Source organism: Haloarchaeobius marinus, from assembly GCF_051207415.1.
In the GTDB taxonomy this organism is placed as follows: Archaea; Halobacteriota; Halobacteria; order Halobacteriales; family Natrialbaceae; genus Haloarchaeobius.
Window position 1 is genome coordinate 714,716 of sequence record NZ_JBPKGD010000001.1, and the last position, 17,768, is coordinate 732,483.

The 17,768-nt window shown below is 66.7% G+C and carries 18 protein-coding genes and 1 tRNA gene; 13 read left to right on the top strand and 6 right to left on the bottom strand.

The genetic code is table 11. From position 1 onward, the window contains the following. Positions 1–18: 18 nt before the first annotated feature. The 11 genes from ACSC1W_RS03660 to ACSC1W_RS03710 all read left to right on the top strand — a co-directional run bounded on the left by ACSC1W_RS03660 (position 19) and on the right by ACSC1W_RS03710 (position 10,253). Entirely contained in the window at positions 19–930 is a 912-nt protein-coding gene (locus ACSC1W_RS03660; RefSeq protein ID WP_435345505.1) for an ABC transporter ATP-binding protein, read from the top strand. A gap of 30 nt (positions 931–960) precedes the next feature. Beyond that, the gene (gene sufB, locus ACSC1W_RS03665; protein ID WP_435345506.1) at positions 961–2,391 is read left to right on the top strand and encodes a Fe-S cluster assembly protein SufB; all 1,431 of its coding nucleotides are present in this window, start codon (positions 961–963) and stop codon (positions 2,389–2,391) included. Between the two features lie 2 nt (positions 2,392–2,393). Next, complete coding sequence (gene sufD / locus ACSC1W_RS03670) at positions 2,394–3,605, top strand: Fe-S cluster assembly protein SufD (protein WP_435345507.1); 1,212 nt, start codon at positions 2,394–2,396, stop codon at positions 3,603–3,605. 209 nt (positions 3,606–3,814) lie between these two features. Then, positions 3,815–4,312: a ferritin-like domain-containing protein gene (locus ACSC1W_RS03675; protein WP_435345508.1), complete on the top strand. Its 498-nt coding sequence runs from the start codon at positions 3,815–3,817 to the stop codon at positions 4,310–4,312. Positions 4,313–4,325: 13 nt separating this feature from the next. Next, positions 4,326–4,760: a metal-dependent transcriptional regulator gene (locus ACSC1W_RS03680; RefSeq protein ID WP_435345509.1), complete on the top strand. Its 435-nt coding sequence runs from the start codon at positions 4,326–4,328 to the stop codon at positions 4,758–4,760. A 65-nt stretch (positions 4,761–4,825) separates the two neighbouring features. Beyond that, complete coding sequence (locus ACSC1W_RS03685; protein WP_435345510.1) at positions 4,826–5,578, top strand: HNH endonuclease; 753 nt, start codon at positions 4,826–4,828, stop codon at positions 5,576–5,578. Positions 5,579–5,612: 34 nt separating this feature from the next. Further along, positions 5,613–5,717 (top strand) — tRNA-Gln (locus ACSC1W_RS03690). Positions 5,718–5,930: 213 nt separating this feature from the next. Beyond that, positions 5,931–6,899, top strand: a complete 969-nt coding sequence (locus ACSC1W_RS03695) for a TAXI family TRAP transporter solute-binding subunit (protein ID WP_435345511.1) — start codon at positions 5,931–5,933, stop codon at positions 6,897–6,899. 4 nt (positions 6,900–6,903) lie between these two features. Further along, positions 6,904–7,377 carry a DUF1850 domain-containing protein gene (locus tag ACSC1W_RS03700; protein ID WP_435345512.1) on the top strand — a complete coding sequence of 158 codons (474 nt, stop codon included), beginning with the start codon at positions 6,904–6,906 and terminating at the stop codon, positions 7,375–7,377. A gap of 2 nt (positions 7,378–7,379) precedes the next feature. Beyond that, the gene (locus tag ACSC1W_RS03705; protein WP_435345513.1) at positions 7,380–9,983 is read left to right on the top strand and encodes a TRAP transporter permease; all 2,604 of its coding nucleotides are present in this window, start codon (positions 7,380–7,382) and stop codon (positions 9,981–9,983) included. A gap of 87 nt (positions 9,984–10,070) precedes the next feature. Further along, positions 10,071–10,253: a DUF5786 family protein gene (locus tag ACSC1W_RS03710; protein WP_435345514.1), complete on the top strand. Its 183-nt coding sequence runs from the start codon at positions 10,071–10,073 to the stop codon at positions 10,251–10,253. A gap of 45 nt (positions 10,254–10,298) precedes the next feature. Here the strand turns inward: ACSC1W_RS03710 and ACSC1W_RS03715 are convergent, their stop codons facing one another. Together ACSC1W_RS03715 and ACSC1W_RS03720 are read right to left on the bottom strand one after the other, a co-directional pair. Next, entirely contained in the window at positions 10,299–11,279 is a 981-nt protein-coding gene (locus ACSC1W_RS03715; RefSeq protein ID WP_435345515.1) for a DUF3179 domain-containing protein, read from the bottom strand. Positions 11,280–11,336: 57 nt separating this feature from the next. Beyond that, on the bottom strand, positions 11,337–12,056 hold the full coding sequence (locus ACSC1W_RS03720; RefSeq protein WP_435345516.1) for an alanyl-tRNA editing protein: 720 nt from the start codon (positions 12,054–12,056) through the stop codon (positions 11,337–11,339). A 115-nt stretch (positions 12,057–12,171) separates the two neighbouring features. Between ACSC1W_RS03720 and ACSC1W_RS03725 the strand changes: the two genes are divergently transcribed. Further along, positions 12,172–12,867, top strand: a complete 696-nt coding sequence (locus ACSC1W_RS03725) for an HD domain-containing protein (RefSeq protein ID WP_435345517.1) — start codon at positions 12,172–12,174, stop codon at positions 12,865–12,867. Positions 12,868–12,889: 22 nt separating this feature from the next. On the opposite strand, the gene ACSC1W_RS03730 is transcribed toward ACSC1W_RS03725, so the two are convergent. The 4 genes from ACSC1W_RS03730 to ACSC1W_RS03745 form a co-directional block, all read right to left on the bottom strand. Beyond that, positions 12,890–13,579: a LysE family translocator gene (locus tag ACSC1W_RS03730; protein WP_435345518.1), complete on the bottom strand. Its 690-nt coding sequence runs from the start codon at positions 13,577–13,579 to the stop codon at positions 12,890–12,892. A gap of 47 nt (positions 13,580–13,626) precedes the next feature. Continuing rightward, the gene (locus tag ACSC1W_RS03735) at positions 13,627–14,352 is read right to left on the bottom strand and encodes a TMEM165/GDT1 family protein (RefSeq protein ID WP_435345519.1); all 726 of its coding nucleotides are present in this window, start codon (positions 14,350–14,352) and stop codon (positions 13,627–13,629) included. Further along, a complete protein-coding gene (locus tag ACSC1W_RS03740) occupies positions 14,349–15,044 on the bottom strand; it encodes a metal-dependent transcriptional regulator (protein ID WP_435345520.1) in 696 nt (231 codons plus the stop codon). The genes ACSC1W_RS03735 and ACSC1W_RS03740 overlap by 4 nt, the downstream gene beginning before the upstream one ends. A 116-nt stretch (positions 15,045–15,160) precedes the next feature. After that, entirely contained in the window at positions 15,161–16,360 is a 1,200-nt protein-coding gene (locus ACSC1W_RS03745) for a threonine synthase (protein WP_435345521.1), read from the bottom strand. A 118-nt stretch (positions 16,361–16,478) separates the two neighbouring features. Here ACSC1W_RS03745 and ACSC1W_RS03750 point away from each other — a divergent pair, with 118 nt between their 5' ends. Further along, the gene (locus ACSC1W_RS03750; protein WP_435345522.1) at positions 16,479–17,768 is read left to right on the top strand and encodes an NAD(P)/FAD-dependent oxidoreductase; all 1,290 of its coding nucleotides are present in this window, start codon (positions 16,479–16,481) and stop codon (positions 17,766–17,768) included.

Genomic DNA, 17,768 nt, shown 5'->3' on the forward strand with positions numbered 1-17,768 from the left:
TACTAAGAGGTAGCCAGTATGGCAAAACTCGAACTTCAAAATATTCACGCGAGCGTTGCGGGAGAGGGCGGTGAACAGATCCTCGACGGCGTCGACCTCGAGGTCGAATCGGGCGAGATTCACGCGCTGATGGGCCCGAACGGCTCCGGCAAGTCCACGACGGCGAAGATCGTCGCCGGACACCCGGCGTACGAGGTGACAGACGGACAGGTACTCCTGCACCTCGAGGACGGCGACTTCGGCGAGGACTTCGAGATTCCCGAGGACAAGCGGACCTGGGACCTGCTCGAACTGGAACCCAACGAGCGTGCGGCGCTCGGCATCTTCCTGGGCTTCCAGTACCCCGCAGAGATCGAGGGCGTCACGATGACGAACTTCCTCCGAACTGCGCTCAACGCCAAGCTAGAGGAGCGCGAGGAACTCTTCGAGGACGACGACGAGGCCGAGGAGGAAGCGGAGGAGGCGGGCTACGACACCTCCCCGATGGAGGGTCCCGCCGACGAGGGCGAGATCGGCGTCGCCGAGTTCCAGCAACTCCTCCAGGCGAAGATGGAGCAACTCGACATGGACGAGAAGTTCGCACAGCGCTACCTGAACGCTGGCTTCTCCGGCGGTGAGAAGAAACAGAACGAGGTCCTCCAGGCCGCCATCCTCGAACCGTCCATCGCGGTGCTCGACGAGATCGACTCCGGGCTGGACATCGACCGCCTGCAGGACGTCTCCAAGGGCATCAACGCCCTCCGCGACGAGCAGGGAACGGGCATCCTGCAGATCACGCACTACCAGCGCATCCTCGACTACGTCGAACCCGACAGGGTCCACATCATGCTCGACGGCCGCGTCGTCAAGAGCGGTGGTCCCGAACTCGCAGAACAGCTCGAGGACGAGGGCTACGACTGGGTTCGCGACGAGGTCTACGGCACCGCGTAACCACCCAACAGACACGACACCACACAAATCATGAGTTCAGATCAAGACCACCTCAAAGAGACCGACACCGAGGCTCGCTTCGAGTTCAAGAAGGAACAGTCGTCGGCGTTCCAGACCGAGAAGGGCCTCACCGAGGAGACCATCCGTCTCATCTCGGAAGACAAGGACGAACCCGAGTGGATGCTGGAGCGGCGTCTTCGGGCGCTGAAGCAGTTCCAGCAGATGCCGATGCCGACCGACTGGCCCGGCCAGCCGGACCTGTCCGAGGTCGACGTCGACGAGATCGTCCCGTACATCCGCCCGGACATCGACACCCGCGGGGGTGCCGACGACTGGGACGACCTCCCGGAAGAGATCCAGGACACGTTCGAGAAACTGGGCATCCCGGAGGCAGAGCGCAAGGCGCTCTCGGGCGTCGGCGCGCAGTACGAGTCCGAGATCGTCTACCAGAACATGCAGGAGCAGTGGGAGGAGAAGGGCGTCATCTTCTGTGACATGGACAAGGCCGTCCAGGAGCACGAAGAGATCGTCAAGGAGCACTTCATGACGAAGTGCGTCCCCCCGAGCGACAACAAGTTCGCCGCACTCCACGGCGCGGTCTGGTCCGGCGGGTCGTTCGTCTACGTCCCCGAGAACACGACCGTCAACATGCCGGTGCAGGCGTACTTCCGCATGAACTCCGAGGGGATGGGCCAGTTCGAGCACACGCTCATCATCGCCGAGGAGAACTCCGAAGTCCACTACATCGAGGGCTGTTCCGCGCCGAAGTACTCGGCGTTCAACCTCCACAGCGGGGGCGTCGAGGTCTTCGTCAAGGAGGGCGCACACGTCCAGTACTCGACCGTCCAGAACTGGTCGAAGAACACGTACAACCTCAACACCAAGCGCGCCATCGTCGAGGCAGACGGGACGATGGAGTGGGTGTCCGGTTCCATGGGGTCGAAGGCGACGATGCTGTACCCCGCTTCCATCCTCAAGGGCCGCGGCGCGACGGACAACCACATCACCATCGCGTTCGCCGGCGAGGGCCAGAACATCGACACCGGAGCGAAGGTGTACCACAACGCACCGAACACGAAGTCGACCATCGAGTCCAAGTCCATCTCGAAGGACGGCGGCCGCACCAACTACCGCGGCCTCGTCCACATCTCCGACGGCGCCGAGAACTCCTCGACGTCCGTCGAGTGTGACGCGCTGATGTTCGACAACGAGTCCACCTCCGACACCATGCCGTACATGGAGATCCAGGAGTCGAAGGTCGACGTCGCCCACGAGGCGACCGTCGGGAAGATCGGCGACGAGGACGTCTTCTACCTCCAGTCCCGCGGACTGGACGACGACGACGCCAAGCAGATGATCGTCGCCGGCTTCATCGAACCCATCACGGAGGAACTGCCCATCGAGTACGCGGTCGAACTCAACCGCCTCATCGAACTGGAGATGGAGGGGAGCCTCGGGTAATCATGAGCACACAGGTACACGCCAACCTCACACGCGACCAGGTAGAGCAGATATCCGAGGGGCTCGGCGAACCCGAGTGGCTGCTGGAGACCCGACTGTCCGCGCTCGACGCGCTGTCGACCCTCGACATGCCGAGCGTCATCCGCACACCGGGGCGCAACTGGACGAACCTCGACAACCTGGACTTCGAGGCGTTCGTCGACCCGCTGAACGCCGCACAGGACAAAGAGCGCGTCAGCGCCGAGGGCGCCGAGGTCCTCGAGTGGACCGAGGCGCTCGCCGAGCACGGCGACCTCGTCGAGGAGCACTTCGGTAGCGTCGTCGACCCCGAGGAGAACTACCTCACGGCGCTCTCGACGGCGCTCTTCACCGACGGAACGGTCGTCTACGTCCCCGAGGGCGTCGACGCCGAGGACGTGAAGATCCGGACCACGATGAACAGTCGGTCGCTGTTCAACTACACGCTCGTCGTCACGGAGCAGAACGCCACCGTCACGATGGTCGAACGGCAGGCGACCGGTGCCGACGTGGACGGCCAGCGCTACTACAGCGGCATCGTCGAGATAGCCGCCGGGGAGAACTCCCACGTCCAGTACGGGAGCCTCCAGAACCTCGACGAGGAGACGTACAACTACACGCTCAAGCGCGGCGTTACCGACACCTACGCCACGGTCAACTGGATCGAGGGCAACATCGGGTCGCGCCTGACCAAGTCCGCCGTGGAGACGGAACTCCAGGGCGACAGCTCCGAGACCCACATCGTCGGCGCGTTCTTCGGTCACGGCGACCAGCACTTCGACGTGAACAGTCGTGTCTGGCACCGTGCCGAACACACGACCGCCGACCTCGTCACCCGCGGCGTCCTCGACGAGCACGCACGGTCCGTCTACGAGGGCGTACAGGACGTCGGCCGCGACGCCTGGGACACGAACAGTTACCAGCGCGAGAACACGCTGATGCTCTCGGACGAGTCCGAGGCCGACGCCTCGCCGAAGCTCATCATCAACAACCACGACACGGAGGCGAGTCACTCCGCGACGGTCGGACAGGTCGACGAACAGGACCTGTTCTACATGACCTCCCGTGGCGTCGACCCCAAGTCGGCGAAGGACATGCTCGTCGAGGGCTTCTTCGTCCCCGTCCTCGAAGAGGTCGCCGTCGACGAACTCCGCGACGACCTCGCCGACCTGATCCGGCAGCGACTGGCGGAGTAGGTCGCGTCCGGTACGATTCGTTCTCCCGGTCGAACCGCTCGACAGCGACTCGCCCCGCTACACGTCCGATTCGGAGCGTGCTCTCCGTCCTGCCGGCCGTCGTCGGAGTCACCGCCGCCGACGACGCGCGACCGCAACTCCGACCGTATCGCCCGAAATCGCCCCGAGAGTCAGCAAGAGTTAGGTACTCCCATCCCTGCCTATGTGACATGAGCCTGGGTCAGCGCGTCTCGACGGACCGCCAACTCGCCCGCCTGCTCCAGATCGGGGCGGTGCTGGAGGAGGTCGTCGAGTCGCGTGCGTACCACCACCTGGACTCGTTCGGCGACGACGACGAGGGGGTCGACGACGACGTCAGGGACCTGCTCGAACACGCCGCCGAGGAGTCCGAGGAGCACCGTCGACGCCTCGAGGAACTCATCCAGGAACTGGACGCCGAGACCGTCCCGTACGAGGAGATCAACGAACTGGTCGAAGCACAGTACGCCCAGAACAAGCCCGACGACTTCGACGGCCTGCTATACGACCAGCTCTGCAACGAGGAGACGGCGTACAAGTTCTACGACGACCTCATCGAGGCCATCGAAGCCAGCGACGGCGAGTTCGGCATCGACCGCGAGCGCGTCCTCTCTACCCTGCGGGACATCCGCGAGGAGGAGGCCGAGGGCGTCGAGGACGTGACCGCGATGATGGAGCGACGAGCATGACAGGAGGCAACCGATGAACACGGCAGACCAGTATCTCAAGGCGATATACCTGGTGCAACGGATGGACGACGGCCCCGCCGCGACCGGGGCACTGGCCGACATGCTGGACGTCTCTCCGGCCAGCGTCAACGAGATGGTCGGGAAGCTCGAAGACCGTGGGTTCGTCGACCACGAGAAGTACAAGGGAGCGACGCTCACCGACGAGGGCATCGCCCGTGCGGAGGACGCCCTCCAGACGTACTGCATCATCGAGCGCTTCCTCGCGAACGTGCTCGAGGTCGCCGAGTACCGCGAGGAGGCACGGGCACTGGAGGCGGTCATCGACGACACCGTCGCCGACCGACTCGACACCATCATCGACCGCCGCGACGAGTGCCCTGACTGCTTCGACGCCGAGGCCGACCAGTGCTGCTACCTCGAAGTCGGCGTCGGCGAGAGCGCGAACTGAGCCGTCCAGTTCCACTTTCACTTCGCCCGGTGAGGATTTAATTCCATCCCAGAAGCACTGAACGTATGCAGTGCCCGACGTGCGAGAAGGAACTGCGGACGGAACAGGGGATGCGCCAGCACCACGCCAAGGTCCACGGCGTCTCGTTGCCGAATCGAGAGTGTTCCGGGTGTGGGACGGCGTTCTACGACCCGAAGGCGTGTCGAACGTTCTGTGACGACTGCAATCCGAACGCCGGCGAACACAACGGTAACTGGTCCGACGCCAGGGAACGAACCAGTTGTCGCGAGTGTGGCGACGAGTTCGAGTACTATCCGTCGAACAAGGAGGGCGTCTACTGCCCGGAGTGCGTCGAGAGTGCGGACGGACTGCTCCCCGTCCAACCGATGGACGACGTTCCAGTGACGACGGCGGAGTGCACCAACTGCACCCGAGAGTTCGAGGTCTCACCGTCTCGACTCGAAGGGAAGTCTTACGGCGTGTTCTGCTCACAGTCGTGCTATGCGGCCTGGCTTTCGTCGAACGTGATCGGTGCTGACCACCATCAGTGGGAAGGGGGCGTCATCAGATACGGCCAGGACTGGTACCGAATCCGGCGTGAGGCGCTCGAACGAGACGGCTACGAGTGTCAGAACTGTGGAAACGATGCCGACGACCTCGGTCGGAATCCCGACGTTCATCATCTGGTTCGGGTTCGGGACTTCGACGACCCCTCGGACGCCCACCGCCTCGACAACGTCGTGACGCTGTGCCGTCCCTGTCATCGGCGGGTCGAATCCGGTGACGTGGCTGCTCCCGTCCCGACGGACGAAAAGTAATTTTATTGTATCGCCGTGGCCTACCCCAATTCGAAGTCCCGTGGTGTAGTGGCCAATCATATGGGCCTTTGGACGTGTCTGGACCCACTCCATTCACGGAAGCGAGCCTATGACGGCGGTTCGAATCCGCCCGGGACTACTAACTTTTCTGACACTTATACTGTTGGTATCTCGTACCCCTCGACCGGTGGGACGTCCCTTCCGTAATAGCTGTACGCCCCCGTCTGCGCTCCTCTACCGCCGGTACGACACCACCCAGTAGCACGTCGTTACTCGCTCCCGTAAATTTCGGGCTCGCTACCGGGAGAGTAAGCGGCACATGAGTAAATATCACGGTTTTTTATACGACCACATGGACCCGGAGATAGACCGGCGAACGCTACTCAGAGGGACTGGACTCGCAGCGCTGGCCGGACTGGCAGGCTGTCTCGGCGGCGGCGGTGATGGGGGCGGAGGGAACGGCGGCGAGGACACCCGCCTCTCCTGGCACGCCGGCGGGACCGGTGGGACCTACTTCCCGCTCTCGAACGAGTTCAAGCAGATCGTCGAGGCGAACTCCGAGTACAAGCTACAGGTGCAGTCGACGGGTGCGTCCGTCGAGAACGTCGGGTCGCTCGGCAACGGGAGTGCCGACTTCGCGCTCATCCAGAACGACGTCGCCTACTTCGCGAAGAACGGAGAGGGTATCGACGCGTTCAGGGGGAATCCCGTCGAGACGCTGCGCGGCGTGGCGACGCTGTACCCCGAGACCATCACCATCGTCACCCTCGCCGACACCGGAATCTCCCGGCCGTCGGACCTCCAGGGGGCGACGATAAACACCGGTGACCTCGGGTCGGGGACGCAGGTCAACGCGAACCAGATACTGAACGTCCTCGGCATCGAAGACTACGACGAGCAGAACGCGGGGTTCGCCACGGCGGCCGACCAGTTGCGAAACGGCGACATCGACGCGGCGTTCGTCGTCGGCGGGTGGCCGGTCGGTGCCATCTCGGACCTCGCGGCCTCGAACGACATCGAGATCGTAGAGATAACCGGAGAGAACCGCCAGGCGGTCCTCGACGCACGACCGTTCTACGCCAGTGACACCATCCCGGGTGGGACCTACAGCGGCATCTCGGAGCCACGCGACACGGTGTCGGTGAAGGCGATGATAGCGACCCGTGCCGACCTCTCGGCGTCGACCGTCGAGGGGGTCACGGCGGCCATCTTCGACAACCTGGACGCCCTGACTATCAAGACGAACTTCATAACCAGAGACACCGCCCAGGAGGGCATGTCGATCGACCTCCACGAGGGCGCCGCCGCGTACTTCGGCTGAACCGATGGGCCGGCGTCTCACGGTCCTCATGGCGCTGGTCGTTTGCACCGCGGGGTTCGCGGTGGGGTCGCCAGCAGAGCGCGTCCTCGTCGTCGCGGACGCCGACACCGGCGACCGACTCCTGACCGTGCCCGTCGACGAGGGGACGGCGGTAACGCTCGCGTACACGCACAGCGTCGAGAAAACGCCCGTCGAGGACCGCTACGTGGTGAACGGGACCAGCCTTGACAACACGCAGATGCGGTTCCAGTCGTACGGCTGGGGGCTGCCCGCCGGCGCGAACGTGAGCGAGCGCGACGGCTGGTTCGTCTTCGACCCCGACCGGTCGTACGAGTCCGTCGTCGTCCAGCCCGGTCGAATCGCCGGCCACGAACTCTGGGTCGACGGCGAGACGTACGACCTGGTCGAACTATCGTCGGCGAGCGCGATTCGTCTCTCCGTCGAACGACGTCGCGGTCCACTACCCGTCTACAGCTGACCATGTCCGTCGATTCCGCACCCAGTCCAGACGAACTGACCGAGGAAGAACGAGAGGAGCTCATCCAGGAACTGGAACGTCGACGGACGCTCACCGGCTGGACGGCCGTCGCCGTCTCGCTCGTCGCCATCGCGTTCTCGACCTACCAGATGTGGCTGGCTGCCCGGGGGTTCGACTTCGTCTTCACGCTCCCGCTGGTCGGCGAGGTGGTGCTGGCGAAGCTCCAGCAACTCCAGGTGAACGCCATCCACGTGGTCTTCGCGCTCGTCCTGGCGTTCGCAATCTATCCGCCGTCGACGGGTGGGGGCTTTCTCTCGCGTCGGTTGGCGGCGATACCGCCGGCGGTCCGGTCGCGCTTCGGCCCGGACTCGCCCGTCACCGGTGCGACCGACGCTCTGGCGGGGGCCGTCGGCTGGGCGGCCGGCGACCCCGAGGCGAACCGCATCACGCCGGTCGACCTCGTCCTGATGGCCGTCTCGCTGATGACGGCCATCTACTACCTGACCGAGTTCGACGAGATACTCCGGATGCGGGCGCTGGGACTCGACGCCGGGCGGACCATCGGGGAGGTGTACACCTTCCTCGCCCCCCTCGACGCGTTGCCCATCCTCGGTCAGTCGTCGCTGGCGTACCTGCTGGGCGTGGCGGCCGTCCTGCTGGTCCTCGAGGCCACGCGTCGGTCGCTCGGCTTCTACCTGATGACCATCGTCGGGTCGTTCGTCGTCTACGCGAAGTACGCCTACCTGATACCGCAGGACGCGCCCTACATCAGCGTGCTCTCGACGACGGAGGCCCGCTGGTCGACCATCATCCGCAACCTCTGGTACACCGACCAGGGCATCCTCGGCGTCCCGGTGCTCGTCTCCGTCCAGTTCATCTTCATCTTCATCCTGTTCGGGGCGTTCCTCGAAGAGTCGGGGGCTGGCAAGTGGTTCATCGACCTCGCCTACACGGTGACTGGCAAGCGAAAGGGCGGTCCGGCCAAGGCCTCCATCCTCGCGTCGGGTTTCATGGGAACCATCTCCGGGTCGTCCATCGCGAACACGGTCACGACCGGCGCGTTCACGATTCCGCTGATGAAGCGGTCGGGATATCGGCCGTCGTTCGCCGGCGCCGTCGAGGCGTCGGCGTCCTCGGGCGGGCAGATACTCCCGCCGGTCATGGGGGCGGCCGCCTTCCTCATCGTCGAGTACACGCTCACGCCGTACGCCGACGTCATCGTCGCGGCGGCGGTGCCGGCCGTCGTCTTCTTCTTCGGCGTCTGGGTGATGGTCCACCTGGAGGCGTCGCGGGCGGGAATCGGCGGCGTCGAGGAGGTCGACCTCGTCGACATCTTCACCCACCTCAAGCGAGGGTGGTTCTACCTCGTCCCCCTCGGACTCCTGTTGTTCTACCTCATCGTCGAGCGCCTGTCGGTCGCGCGTTCGGCGTGGTTCACGGTGCTCGCCATCGCTGCCCTCATCGCCTTCGTCGCGGCCTACAACGAACAGACGCGCCTCCCACTGGTCGGCGCCATCCTCCTGCTGGCTGCGTTCCGTGGGGCCGTCGCACTGGCCAACGGTCTCCAGCCGATTCCGGCGATACTCGGGTCGGCCGGGTGGATCGTCCTGGGCGGAAGCCTCGCCATGCTTCTCGCCCGTCCCGGACTCGACGCGCCGTTGCTGGAGTACGACGACTCGGTCGACCGGTATGCGACCGACGTGGCGACCGCGCTCCATCGGCCCGAACTCGCCGAGCAGGCGCCGTTCCGGTACGCGACGTTCGTCGTCCGGTCGATGGACGGCGGTGCGCGCACCGCGACGCCCGTCGTCGTCGCCGTCGCCGCGGCGGGCATCATCCCGGGGGTCATCGCGACCACCGGCCTCGGCCCGAACCTGACCGCACTCATCCTCTCGCTCGCCGGCGGGTCGCTCGTCGTGCTGTTGCTCATCACTGCCGTCTCGTGTATCATCCTCGGGATGGGGATGCCGACGACGGTCACGTACATCATCCTCGTCTCGATGCTCGGCCCGGCGATAGAGCAGTTCGGCGTCCCCATCCTCGCCGCGCACCTGTTCATCCTCTACTTCGGCGTCATCGCAGACATCACGCCGCCGGTCGCGGTCGCTGCGTACGCGGCCTCCGGCGTGTCGAAGTCCGACCCGTTCGACACCGGCGTCGAGGCGTTCTCGCTGTCGCTGAACAAGGCCATCGTCCCCTTCGCGTTCGTCTTCTCGCCGGGCATCCTGCTGCTCCGCCCGACGGGGACCGGGAACGAGATGCGGGTCATCGGTCTCGCCGACCTCGCCGACCTGGGGTTCTTCATCCCGGAGGTCGTCGTCCCCATCGTCGGCGTGTTCGTCGGCGTCGTCGCGCTGGCGGCGACGGTCATCGGGTACCTCTTCACGGAGGTCTCGGCGGTCGAACGGGTCGCCTTCGCGGTCACGGCGCTGTTGCTGATGGCTCCGACGCTCCTGCTCGGACCGGCCTCGTCCCTCGGACTCTCGGTGGCCGGGTTCGGCATCGCGGCACGGGCCGTCGGCGGCCTCGGCTTCGTCGCCCTGGTGCTCCGCAACCGTCGCCAGGGGGAACGCGGCGGCGAGACGGAGGTGGCCGCACCCGGCTGACCGGCCTCGACGGGCGGCCGTGACTGGACAGCCCGGTGGACGGAGAACGGTCCTTTTTCGTACGCTCGTCCCGTCGGTCTACATCCAATGGGTTTCGGTAGCTACGACGAATCCGAGCAACAGGACCAGGACAGTGACATCGACGAGGACGAGGCGGTCACGGTTCACGAACACGACCACGAGGGGCAGGTCGAGTTCGACCAGGGTGGGATGTCGAACGAGGAACTCGTCGGACAGCTCCAGCAGATGAAGCGCGACGACGAGGAGTGACGCCCCGCTAGCGTCGAGCAGAGTGCGAACCGACTCGGAGACCGACTACGCGCTTTCGTAGAAGGCGTCCCGGCCGTGGTCGTCCTGCCAGGCGAACGCGAACAGCCGACGGCTCGGGAGTCGCTCCAGCTGGCGCCCGTCGGCCGCCCGCCCAGTCGCGCCGTCCCACTCGGTACCGTCGCCGCGGAAGGCGTCACCCTCGGTCGGGTCCAGCGTGAATCCGGGGTCGGCGAAGGCGTGTATGCCGTCGTCCGTCGCGAACACGACGACGTCTCGCGTCCCGACCGCGGTCTGGACCACGCCGCCCGCCGCCCGGACGCGTGGCAGGGGGAACCCGACCGCGTCGTCGCCGGAGTCGACGCCGAGGACGACCGTCTTGGGGTCGACGTCGTCGCGGTCCCACTCGCGCCCGCCGGTCCCACGGTGTGCGCCGAGGCCGAAGCCGTCGAGGTCGAAGTAGCGTTCGTACGGGTCGGCGTCGTAGTCGATCGGCTCGGGGTCGTCGCCGTCGCCGGCCGCCTCGCTCTCGCCGCCGGGCGGGTCGAGCACCCGTCCGTCCGGGGTGGCACCGCGGAACGCCGCGACGGTCGTCACCGCGGCCGGGACGACGGCGAGTTCGGTCCCCTCGCAGGGCCCGTCGATGGCGACCCCCCGACTCTGCTTCCACTCGCTCCCGGTCTCGCGGTCGTACATCACGAGGTCGTCGTCCGCGAGTTTCCCGGAGACGCCGAAGGTGAGCCTTCGCTCCCCGTCGTCGTCGCCTCCCGTCTCGACCGGGACCGTTCGTTCGTAGACGACGGCGCTGCCACAGAGGGGACACCAGGTGACCGCGACGGGGTCGCCGTCGCTGGTCGCGTTGACGATCTCGTGGTAGTGCAGGTACCGGAGGGGGTACGCCCGGGGCGTCTCGCCGTCGACCACCACGACCCGGTCCTCGTCTTCGCCATCGTACGCCGCGACGGGACCGAACGACGGGTCGTCGACGCTCGGGATGGCGTCTCGGGGGACGACTTGCCTGACGTTCATGTCCCGGTGTTGTGCCGGAGACGGGAAAAAGTGCGCCGGGCCCGTGCGCGCCGGTCGTCAGTCCGCCAGTTCGAAGTATATCCGTTCGCCGTCGCTGCCTCGCGTCTCGCGCCCGGTGACGGTCACGGCGCCGAGTTCGCCCGTCCGCTGGACGTGCGTGCCCGCACAGGCGGTCCGGTCGTAGGGGTCGTCCTCGTCGCCGATCTCGACGATACGGAGGCGCTCGATGGAGTCGGGCAGGAGGTCGATCCTGGTACGGTCGGTGTCGAGTTCGGCCTCCGCCACCTCGCGGTCCAGTTCGTACCAGCGGACGGGGCGGTCGTCGTCGACGAGTTCGTTCAGTCGGTCCTCGATGGCGTCGAGGTCGGCCGCGTCGAACCTGTCGTGGTCGCAGTCGAGGCGGGCACGGTCGTCGTACACCTGGTTCCCGGTCGTCCTGGCGTCGAACTCGTCGAGCAAGAGCGCCGAGAGGAGGTGCTGTGCGGTGTGGTACCGCATGTGTGCGCGTCGTCGGTCCCAGTCGAGTTCGCCGGTCACGGTGGCCCCCACCTCCGGCGGGGCGCCGTCGAGCGTGTGGTAGATGGTGTCCTTCTTCTGCACGTCGGTGACGGCCCACGTCGTATCACCGGAACGTAACGTCCCGGTGTCGTTCGGCTGGCCCCCGCCGGTCGGATAGAAGCACGTCCGGTCGAGGACGACCCGGTCGTCCACGACGCGTTCGACCGTCGCCTCGAATCGTCGAACGGACGAATCGTCCAGATATATCGCGGTGGTCACACGCGCAGGAATGCCCTCCGAGCATTTAAATAACGCTGTCGTAACGCCTAAGAGTCGAAGAACCGTTTGTAGGGATAACAATGACTACGGAACGTCTGATTCGGTGGGATTCTCTATGGGTGTCGAGATAAAAGAGTCACGAGTAACCGACGACGAGTTCGAGGAGATGAAAGGTTTCGTACACGACTACCTCCTCGCCAGCGTCGAGAACGAGGAGGAGGGTGGTCGCATGCGCTGGTACCCGTGGCACTCCGCGGAGTACCGCCACAACCACATCCTCAACGTCGTCGAACTCGCGACACAGATCGCACGGAAGGAGGGTGCCGACGTCGACGTCACCAGGGTCGCCGCCCTGTTCCACGACATCGCCAAACTCGACGCCGACCAGGACGTCCACGCGGAGGAGGGCGCACGGGTAGCGAGGCAGTACCTCGAGACCCGGGGCGACTTCCCGGCGTCGTTCGTCGACGAGGTGTGCCGGGCCATCGAGAACCACTCCTACCAGGACGACCTGCAGGACCTCCCCCTCGAGACGCGCTGTCTCATCGAGGCGGACATCCTCGACAAGGTCGGCGCGAACGGGACCGCACTCATGCTGCTGCGGATGGGGTACGAGGCCCGCACGCACATGGACTCGGCCGAGATGGTCGACCGGGTCCTCGAACGTGGCCGCGACGCGGTCGACCGCATCGAGAGCGACACCGCAGAGAGTATCGCACACCAGCGACTCAAGCGCGTGAAGTGGTTCCGCGAGTGGCTGGAACAGGAGGTCGCCGAGATGGAACCGGACGACGTCGACCCGGTCCTCTGAGCACGGGTCTCCTCCCGACGCGCTACACGAGTCCCAGAGTGGTGACTGCGTCCACGAGGAAGAAGACGCCGAACCCGGCGAGGACGACGGCGCTCGCGCCGGCGACGACGGGTGCGAACCGGTCGACCCGCGACCCGACCGCCACGAGCGTCGCGGGGAAACCGGCGACCCAGACGAGGATGCCGCCGAAGAAGCCGACGAGCAACGCCGGCGACCCCGCCTGGACGACGAGCGCCCCTGCCAGGGACTCGCCGACGAAGGGGACGTGCGAGAACAGGTCGATGGTGCGGTCGTCGAGCATGTGCACGCCGACGGTGAGCCAGAAGACGATCTGGTAGGGGTTCGTCAGCGCGAGGACGAACGCCTTCGTGAACCCGTTGCCGTCCTCGTCGGTGTCGACGTCGACGAACGTGGTCTCCGACCGGGCGTCCATCGCGGCCCCGTACGCGAACCAGAGCATCAGGACGCCGCCGACGGCGGCTACCACGCCCTGGACGGTCGGCATCGTCTCGACGAACGCGACGACGCCGAGCCACGCCAGCACGAAGAACGTGGCGTCGGCGGTGAACGCGCCGAGTCCGGCACGGGCACCGGCGGTCCAGCCCCGTAGCACGCTCTCCTCTGCGATGATAGCGTTCATCGGCCCCGGCGGCGAGGCGAGCGCGAATCCGAAGACGAGACCGGCCAGGAGAGAGACGACGGGTGGAGCCATCGAGGGCCGTACGAGAGACGACTACAAAAGTCGTGTGAAGACGGTCGCTACAGGACCCCGAGGGCGACGTCTGTCACCGTGGCCACGACCTCCTCCCAGATGGAGATGCCGGTCAGGAGCTTCAGGAAGACGTCCGCCCCGAAGAACCCGAACAGGGAGGCTGAGACGAGGTGGGCGGTCCGCGCGTTCAACCGGTGGGAGAACCGGTCGAAGAAGTACGCGTTCAGCAGGCTCACGGGCACGATGGCGAGCATCTCGCCGACCCAGATCGCCGGCCTGGTGCCGTGGTCGAGTGCGAGGGCGATGGTGATGGTCTGGGTCTTGTCCCCGACCTCGCCGAGGGCCATCAGCCCGAAGATGGGAACCCACGCGCCGACGCCCGTCGGGACGTCCCGGCCGAAGAGGGTCGAGGTGTCGCCGATGGACCCGATGGACGAGAGGACGCCACCGTCGGTCTCGACGCCGTCCTCGCTCGTGGCGGCGCCGAAGGTGGAGTCCTCCGGCATGGAGTGGAGGAGCGCCGCGCCGAACCCGAGGAAGAGGACCCCCGTGGCGACGTCCAGGTACGTCTCGGGGAGCACGGCGGCGAGTGCGCCACCGAGGAGTATCTCCAGGGCGGTCCAGCCGGCGAAGGCGGTCGCCGCCGCCGAGACGACGACCAGCGGGTGATAACGCGTCGAGAGGCCGGCGATGATGAACTGGACCTTCTCGCCGGGCAGGACGGCCAGCTGTGCGACGAAGGCGATGACGACGAGTTCGGTGAACCCAGTCACGCGTCCGGTAGTTCCTCCGCGTGGTCGTCCTCACGTTCGACGCGACGGACGCGGATGGAGTCCGCGACGTCCTCGGGGAGGCTCTGTCTGTGGCCGTCGACGGCCACCGTGACCATCCCGAAGGGGGCGACGTCGACGACGCGGACGATGGTGCCCGGCGTGATGCCGGCCTCCTTCAGGTACCGCAGTTCCGCCTCGTCGCGGTCGCTGACGCGGGATATCTCCACGTTCGTCCCGATATCGTGGGCCGACAGGCGCGTGTACTCGGCGTCGTCGGGCGGGGAGAGGTCCGCGCTCGGGATAGGGTCGCCGTGGGGGTCGACGGTCGGGTTCCCGAGGGCTTCGGCGACGCGACGTTCGAACTCCTCGGAGATGTGATGTTCGAGCACGTCGGCCTCCTCGTGGACCTCCGACCAGTCGTAGTCGAGGTGCTCCGTGAGGTAGGATTCGAGGAGCCGATGGTGTCGCAGGACCTCGAGCGCGACGGCTTCGCCCTCTGCGGTGAGTTCGACGCCCTTGTACTTCTCACGGTCGACGAGGCCACGGTCGTCGAGTTTCTCCACCATGCTCGTCACCGTCGGCGGGGTGACCCCGAGGTAGTCGGCGGTCTGGGAGGTCGAGACCGGCACGCCCTCCCGTTCCTGGAGCGTGTAGATAGCCTTCAGGTAGTCCTCCATGACGTCCGAGAGCATTCGTGCTCGGTTTAGACGCTTCTAAAACAAAAGTTGTGTGTTCCGGCGGTTCGACAGACCCGGAGGCAGGTCGAGTTCGGCCCCGTGGTCGAGCACCGCCCGGTGCGACCGGTCGTCTAGACGCCCTTGCCCATCAGGTGACTGCGGAGGACGTCGTCTTCCTTGTTGCCGGTGCCGGTGTTGACCAGGACGACGGTGTCGTCCGCGCCGAGTTCGCCGCACTGGGAGAGTTCCCACGCACCGGCCGCCGAGGCGGCACACGTCGGAGCCATCTCGATTCCCTCGTGCTGTGCGACGGTGATGGCCGCGTCGAGGATGTCCGGGTCGTCGCTGGCGACCGCGCCGCCGCCGGACTCCCGGAGCACGTCGAGTATCCACGGACTCGCGCCGGGGTCGGGAATCTCGATGCCGCCGCAGATGGTGTCGGGGTGCTGCCACGGTTCGTGCCGGTCCCGACCGTCATCGAAGGCGGCGACGATGGGCGCACACCCCGTCGCCTGGGCGGCGTAGAACCCGGGGACGTCCGCGGTCAGACCGAGGGTCTCGAACTCCTCGGCGGCCTTGTGCATCCCGACGAGGCCGACGCCGCCGCCAGTCGGGTAGACGACGGCGTCGGGCGTCTCCCAGTCGAGTTGTTCGACCAGTTCGTAGTACATCGTCTTCTTCCCCTCGTGCCGGTAGGGCGTCTCGAAGGTGGCGACGGAGTACCAGTGCTCGTTCTCGGGGTCGGCCATGGCCTCGGCGAACGCCTCGCCGGCCTCGCCGATGCGTCCGCCGACGACGGTCATGTCGCCGCCGTGGACGTTCACCATCGCCTTGTTCGTGAACCCTGCACGGGCGGGGAGGAAGACGTGCGAGTCCAGTCCGGCGCGTGCCGCGTAGGCAGCAGCGGCCTGTCCGGCGTTGCCGGCCGAGGCGAGGGCGACGTCCGTCGCACCGTGCTGTGCGGCCGCGGTTACCGCGAGGGTCTGCCCGCGGTCCTTGAACGTGCCGGTCGGGTTCCGTCCCTCGTCCTTGATGTAGACCGACCCGACGCCCATCTCGTCTGCGAGTTTCGGGCACTCGACGAGTGACGTCGCGCCCTCGTCCATCGTGACGGCCGACCCCCGGTCGAACGGGAGCAGTTCCTCGTAGCGCCACATCGTGTCGAACGGCCGGTCGGCGACGGTCTCCCGGGATAGCGAGATGGCGTCGTAGTCGTACGCCGGGTCGAGGATGCCGCCGCAGTCCGGACAACGGTGCGTCGTCTCCTCGGGGTCGTAGCGTTCGCCACAGTCCACGCAGTCGAGGCCGACGAAGGCGTCGGTCGTATCCATGGCCGGGGCTTGGGTCGGGGTAGATTAAGCCCTGTCCATGTCGCCGGCGGGTGCGACCGACCCGGACGCCCCGTACCGCGACCCCGGCGGTTTTCACGGTCCTGTCCGTAGTCCGACCATGGACGACGACGACGAGGTCATCGTGGTCGGCGGCGGCCTGGCCGGACTGGTGGCCGCCCGGCGACTCGCCGACGCGGGGGCGAACGTACGACTGTTCGAGCGCGAGTCCGAGGTCGGCGGGCGCGTCCGGTCGCGCCACGAGGACGGCTACACCTTCGACCGCGGCTTCCAGGTGCTGTTCACGGCCTACCCCGCGGCCCGTCGCGAACTCGACCTCGACGCGCTCGACCTGCGCTCGTTCTCGCCGGGAGCGTGCATCTGTCGCCCCGGCCACCGCGCCATCCTCTCGGACCCGTTCCGCGACCCCGGTTCGCTGACCGAGTCACTGCTCAACCGCGACGTGACCGTCGGCGACAAACTCAGGACGTTCCGCCTGCAGCGCGCCCTCGGGCGACGCTCGACCGACGACCTGTTCTCGGGCCCGGACCGGACCATCCGTGACTACCTCGGTGCCCGTGGGTTCTCCCGGAAGTTCGTCGAGAACTTCGCCGCGCCGTTCTACGGCGGCATCACGCTTGACCGCTCGCTGTCGACCTCGAAGCGGGTGTTCGAGTACACCTTCAAGATGCTCTCCGAGGGAAAGACTGTCGTGCCGGCCGGGGGCATGGGCGCGATTCCGGCCCAGTTGCGAGACCGGGCGGAGGCGGCCGGTGCCGTCGTCGAGACGGACCGGACGGTCGAGCGCGTGGACGGCGGCGGCGCGGGCGACAGTGGCCTCCCTGGCGTCGACCTCGCTGGCGAGACGCTGACCGCCGACGCTGTGGTGGTCGCGGCCGACCCGAAGCACGCGAACGAACTCACCGGCGTCAACGCCATCCCGACGGCCGCCCGCGCCTGCGTCACGCAGTGGTACGCGCTGTCGGGCGGCACCGGGTTCGACGCCGGACGCAGGATCATGCTCAACGCCGCCGACGAGGGGCCGAACCAGGTCGTCGACCACACCGCCGTCGCCCCGGAGTACGTGCCGGACGGCGTCCGACTGCTCAGTGCGACGTACCTCGGCGAACGCGAGGACGAGTCCGACGCCGACCTCGCCTCGACGACCGTCGAGACGCTCGAATCGTGGTACCCGGAGCGCCGGTTCGACGACGTGGACCTCCGCCGGACAGACCGTATCCCGTTCGCGCAGTTCGACCAGCCACCCGGGTTCTCGGAGGCGCTTCCGGACGTCCGCGCCCCGGACGGGGCGGTGTACCTCGCCGGGGACTACACGCGCTGGTCGTCCATCCAGGGTGCGATGGAGAGCGGCCGGGACGCCGCCGAGGCGGTGCGTACCGACCTCGACTGA

Coding starts and splice junctions, on each gene's coding strand:
- ACSC1W_RS03660 (WP_435345505.1), top strand. CDS start 19: ATGGCAAAACTCGAACTTCAAAATATTCACGCGAGCGTTGCGGGAGAG.
- sufB (WP_435345506.1), top strand. CDS start 961: ATGAGTTCAGATCAAGACCACCTCAAAGAGACCGACACCGAGGCTCGC.
- sufD (WP_435345507.1), top strand. CDS start 2,394: ATGAGCACACAGGTACACGCCAACCTCACACGCGACCAGGTAGAGCAG.
- ACSC1W_RS03675 (WP_435345508.1), top strand. CDS start 3,815: ATGAGCCTGGGTCAGCGCGTCTCGACGGACCGCCAACTCGCCCGCCTG.
- ACSC1W_RS03680 (WP_435345509.1), top strand. CDS start 4,326: ATGAACACGGCAGACCAGTATCTCAAGGCGATATACCTGGTGCAACGG.
- ACSC1W_RS03685 (WP_435345510.1), top strand. CDS start 4,826: ATGCAGTGCCCGACGTGCGAGAAGGAACTGCGGACGGAACAGGGGATG.
- ACSC1W_RS03695 (WP_435345511.1), top strand. CDS start 5,931: ATGGACCCGGAGATAGACCGGCGAACGCTACTCAGAGGGACTGGACTC.
- ACSC1W_RS03700 (WP_435345512.1), top strand. CDS start 6,904: ATGGGCCGGCGTCTCACGGTCCTCATGGCGCTGGTCGTTTGCACCGCG.
- ACSC1W_RS03705 (WP_435345513.1), top strand. CDS start 7,380: ATGTCCGTCGATTCCGCACCCAGTCCAGACGAACTGACCGAGGAAGAA.
- ACSC1W_RS03710 (WP_435345514.1), top strand. CDS start 10,071: ATGGGTTTCGGTAGCTACGACGAATCCGAGCAACAGGACCAGGACAGT.
- ACSC1W_RS03715 (WP_435345515.1), bottom strand. CDS start 11,279: ATGAACGTCAGGCAAGTCGTCCCCCGAGACGCCATCCCGAGCGTCGAC.
- ACSC1W_RS03725 (WP_435345517.1), top strand. CDS start 12,172: ATGGGTGTCGAGATAAAAGAGTCACGAGTAACCGACGACGAGTTCGAG.
- ACSC1W_RS03730 (WP_435345518.1), bottom strand. CDS start 13,579: ATGGCTCCACCCGTCGTCTCTCTCCTGGCCGGTCTCGTCTTCGGATTC.
- ACSC1W_RS03740 (WP_435345520.1), bottom strand. CDS start 15,044: ATGCTCTCGGACGTCATGGAGGACTACCTGAAGGCTATCTACACGCTC.
- ACSC1W_RS03745 (WP_435345521.1), bottom strand. CDS start 16,360: ATGGATACGACCGACGCCTTCGTCGGCCTCGACTGCGTGGACTGTGGC.
- ACSC1W_RS03750 (WP_435345522.1), top strand. CDS start 16,479: ATGGACGACGACGACGAGGTCATCGTGGTCGGCGGCGGCCTGGCCGGA.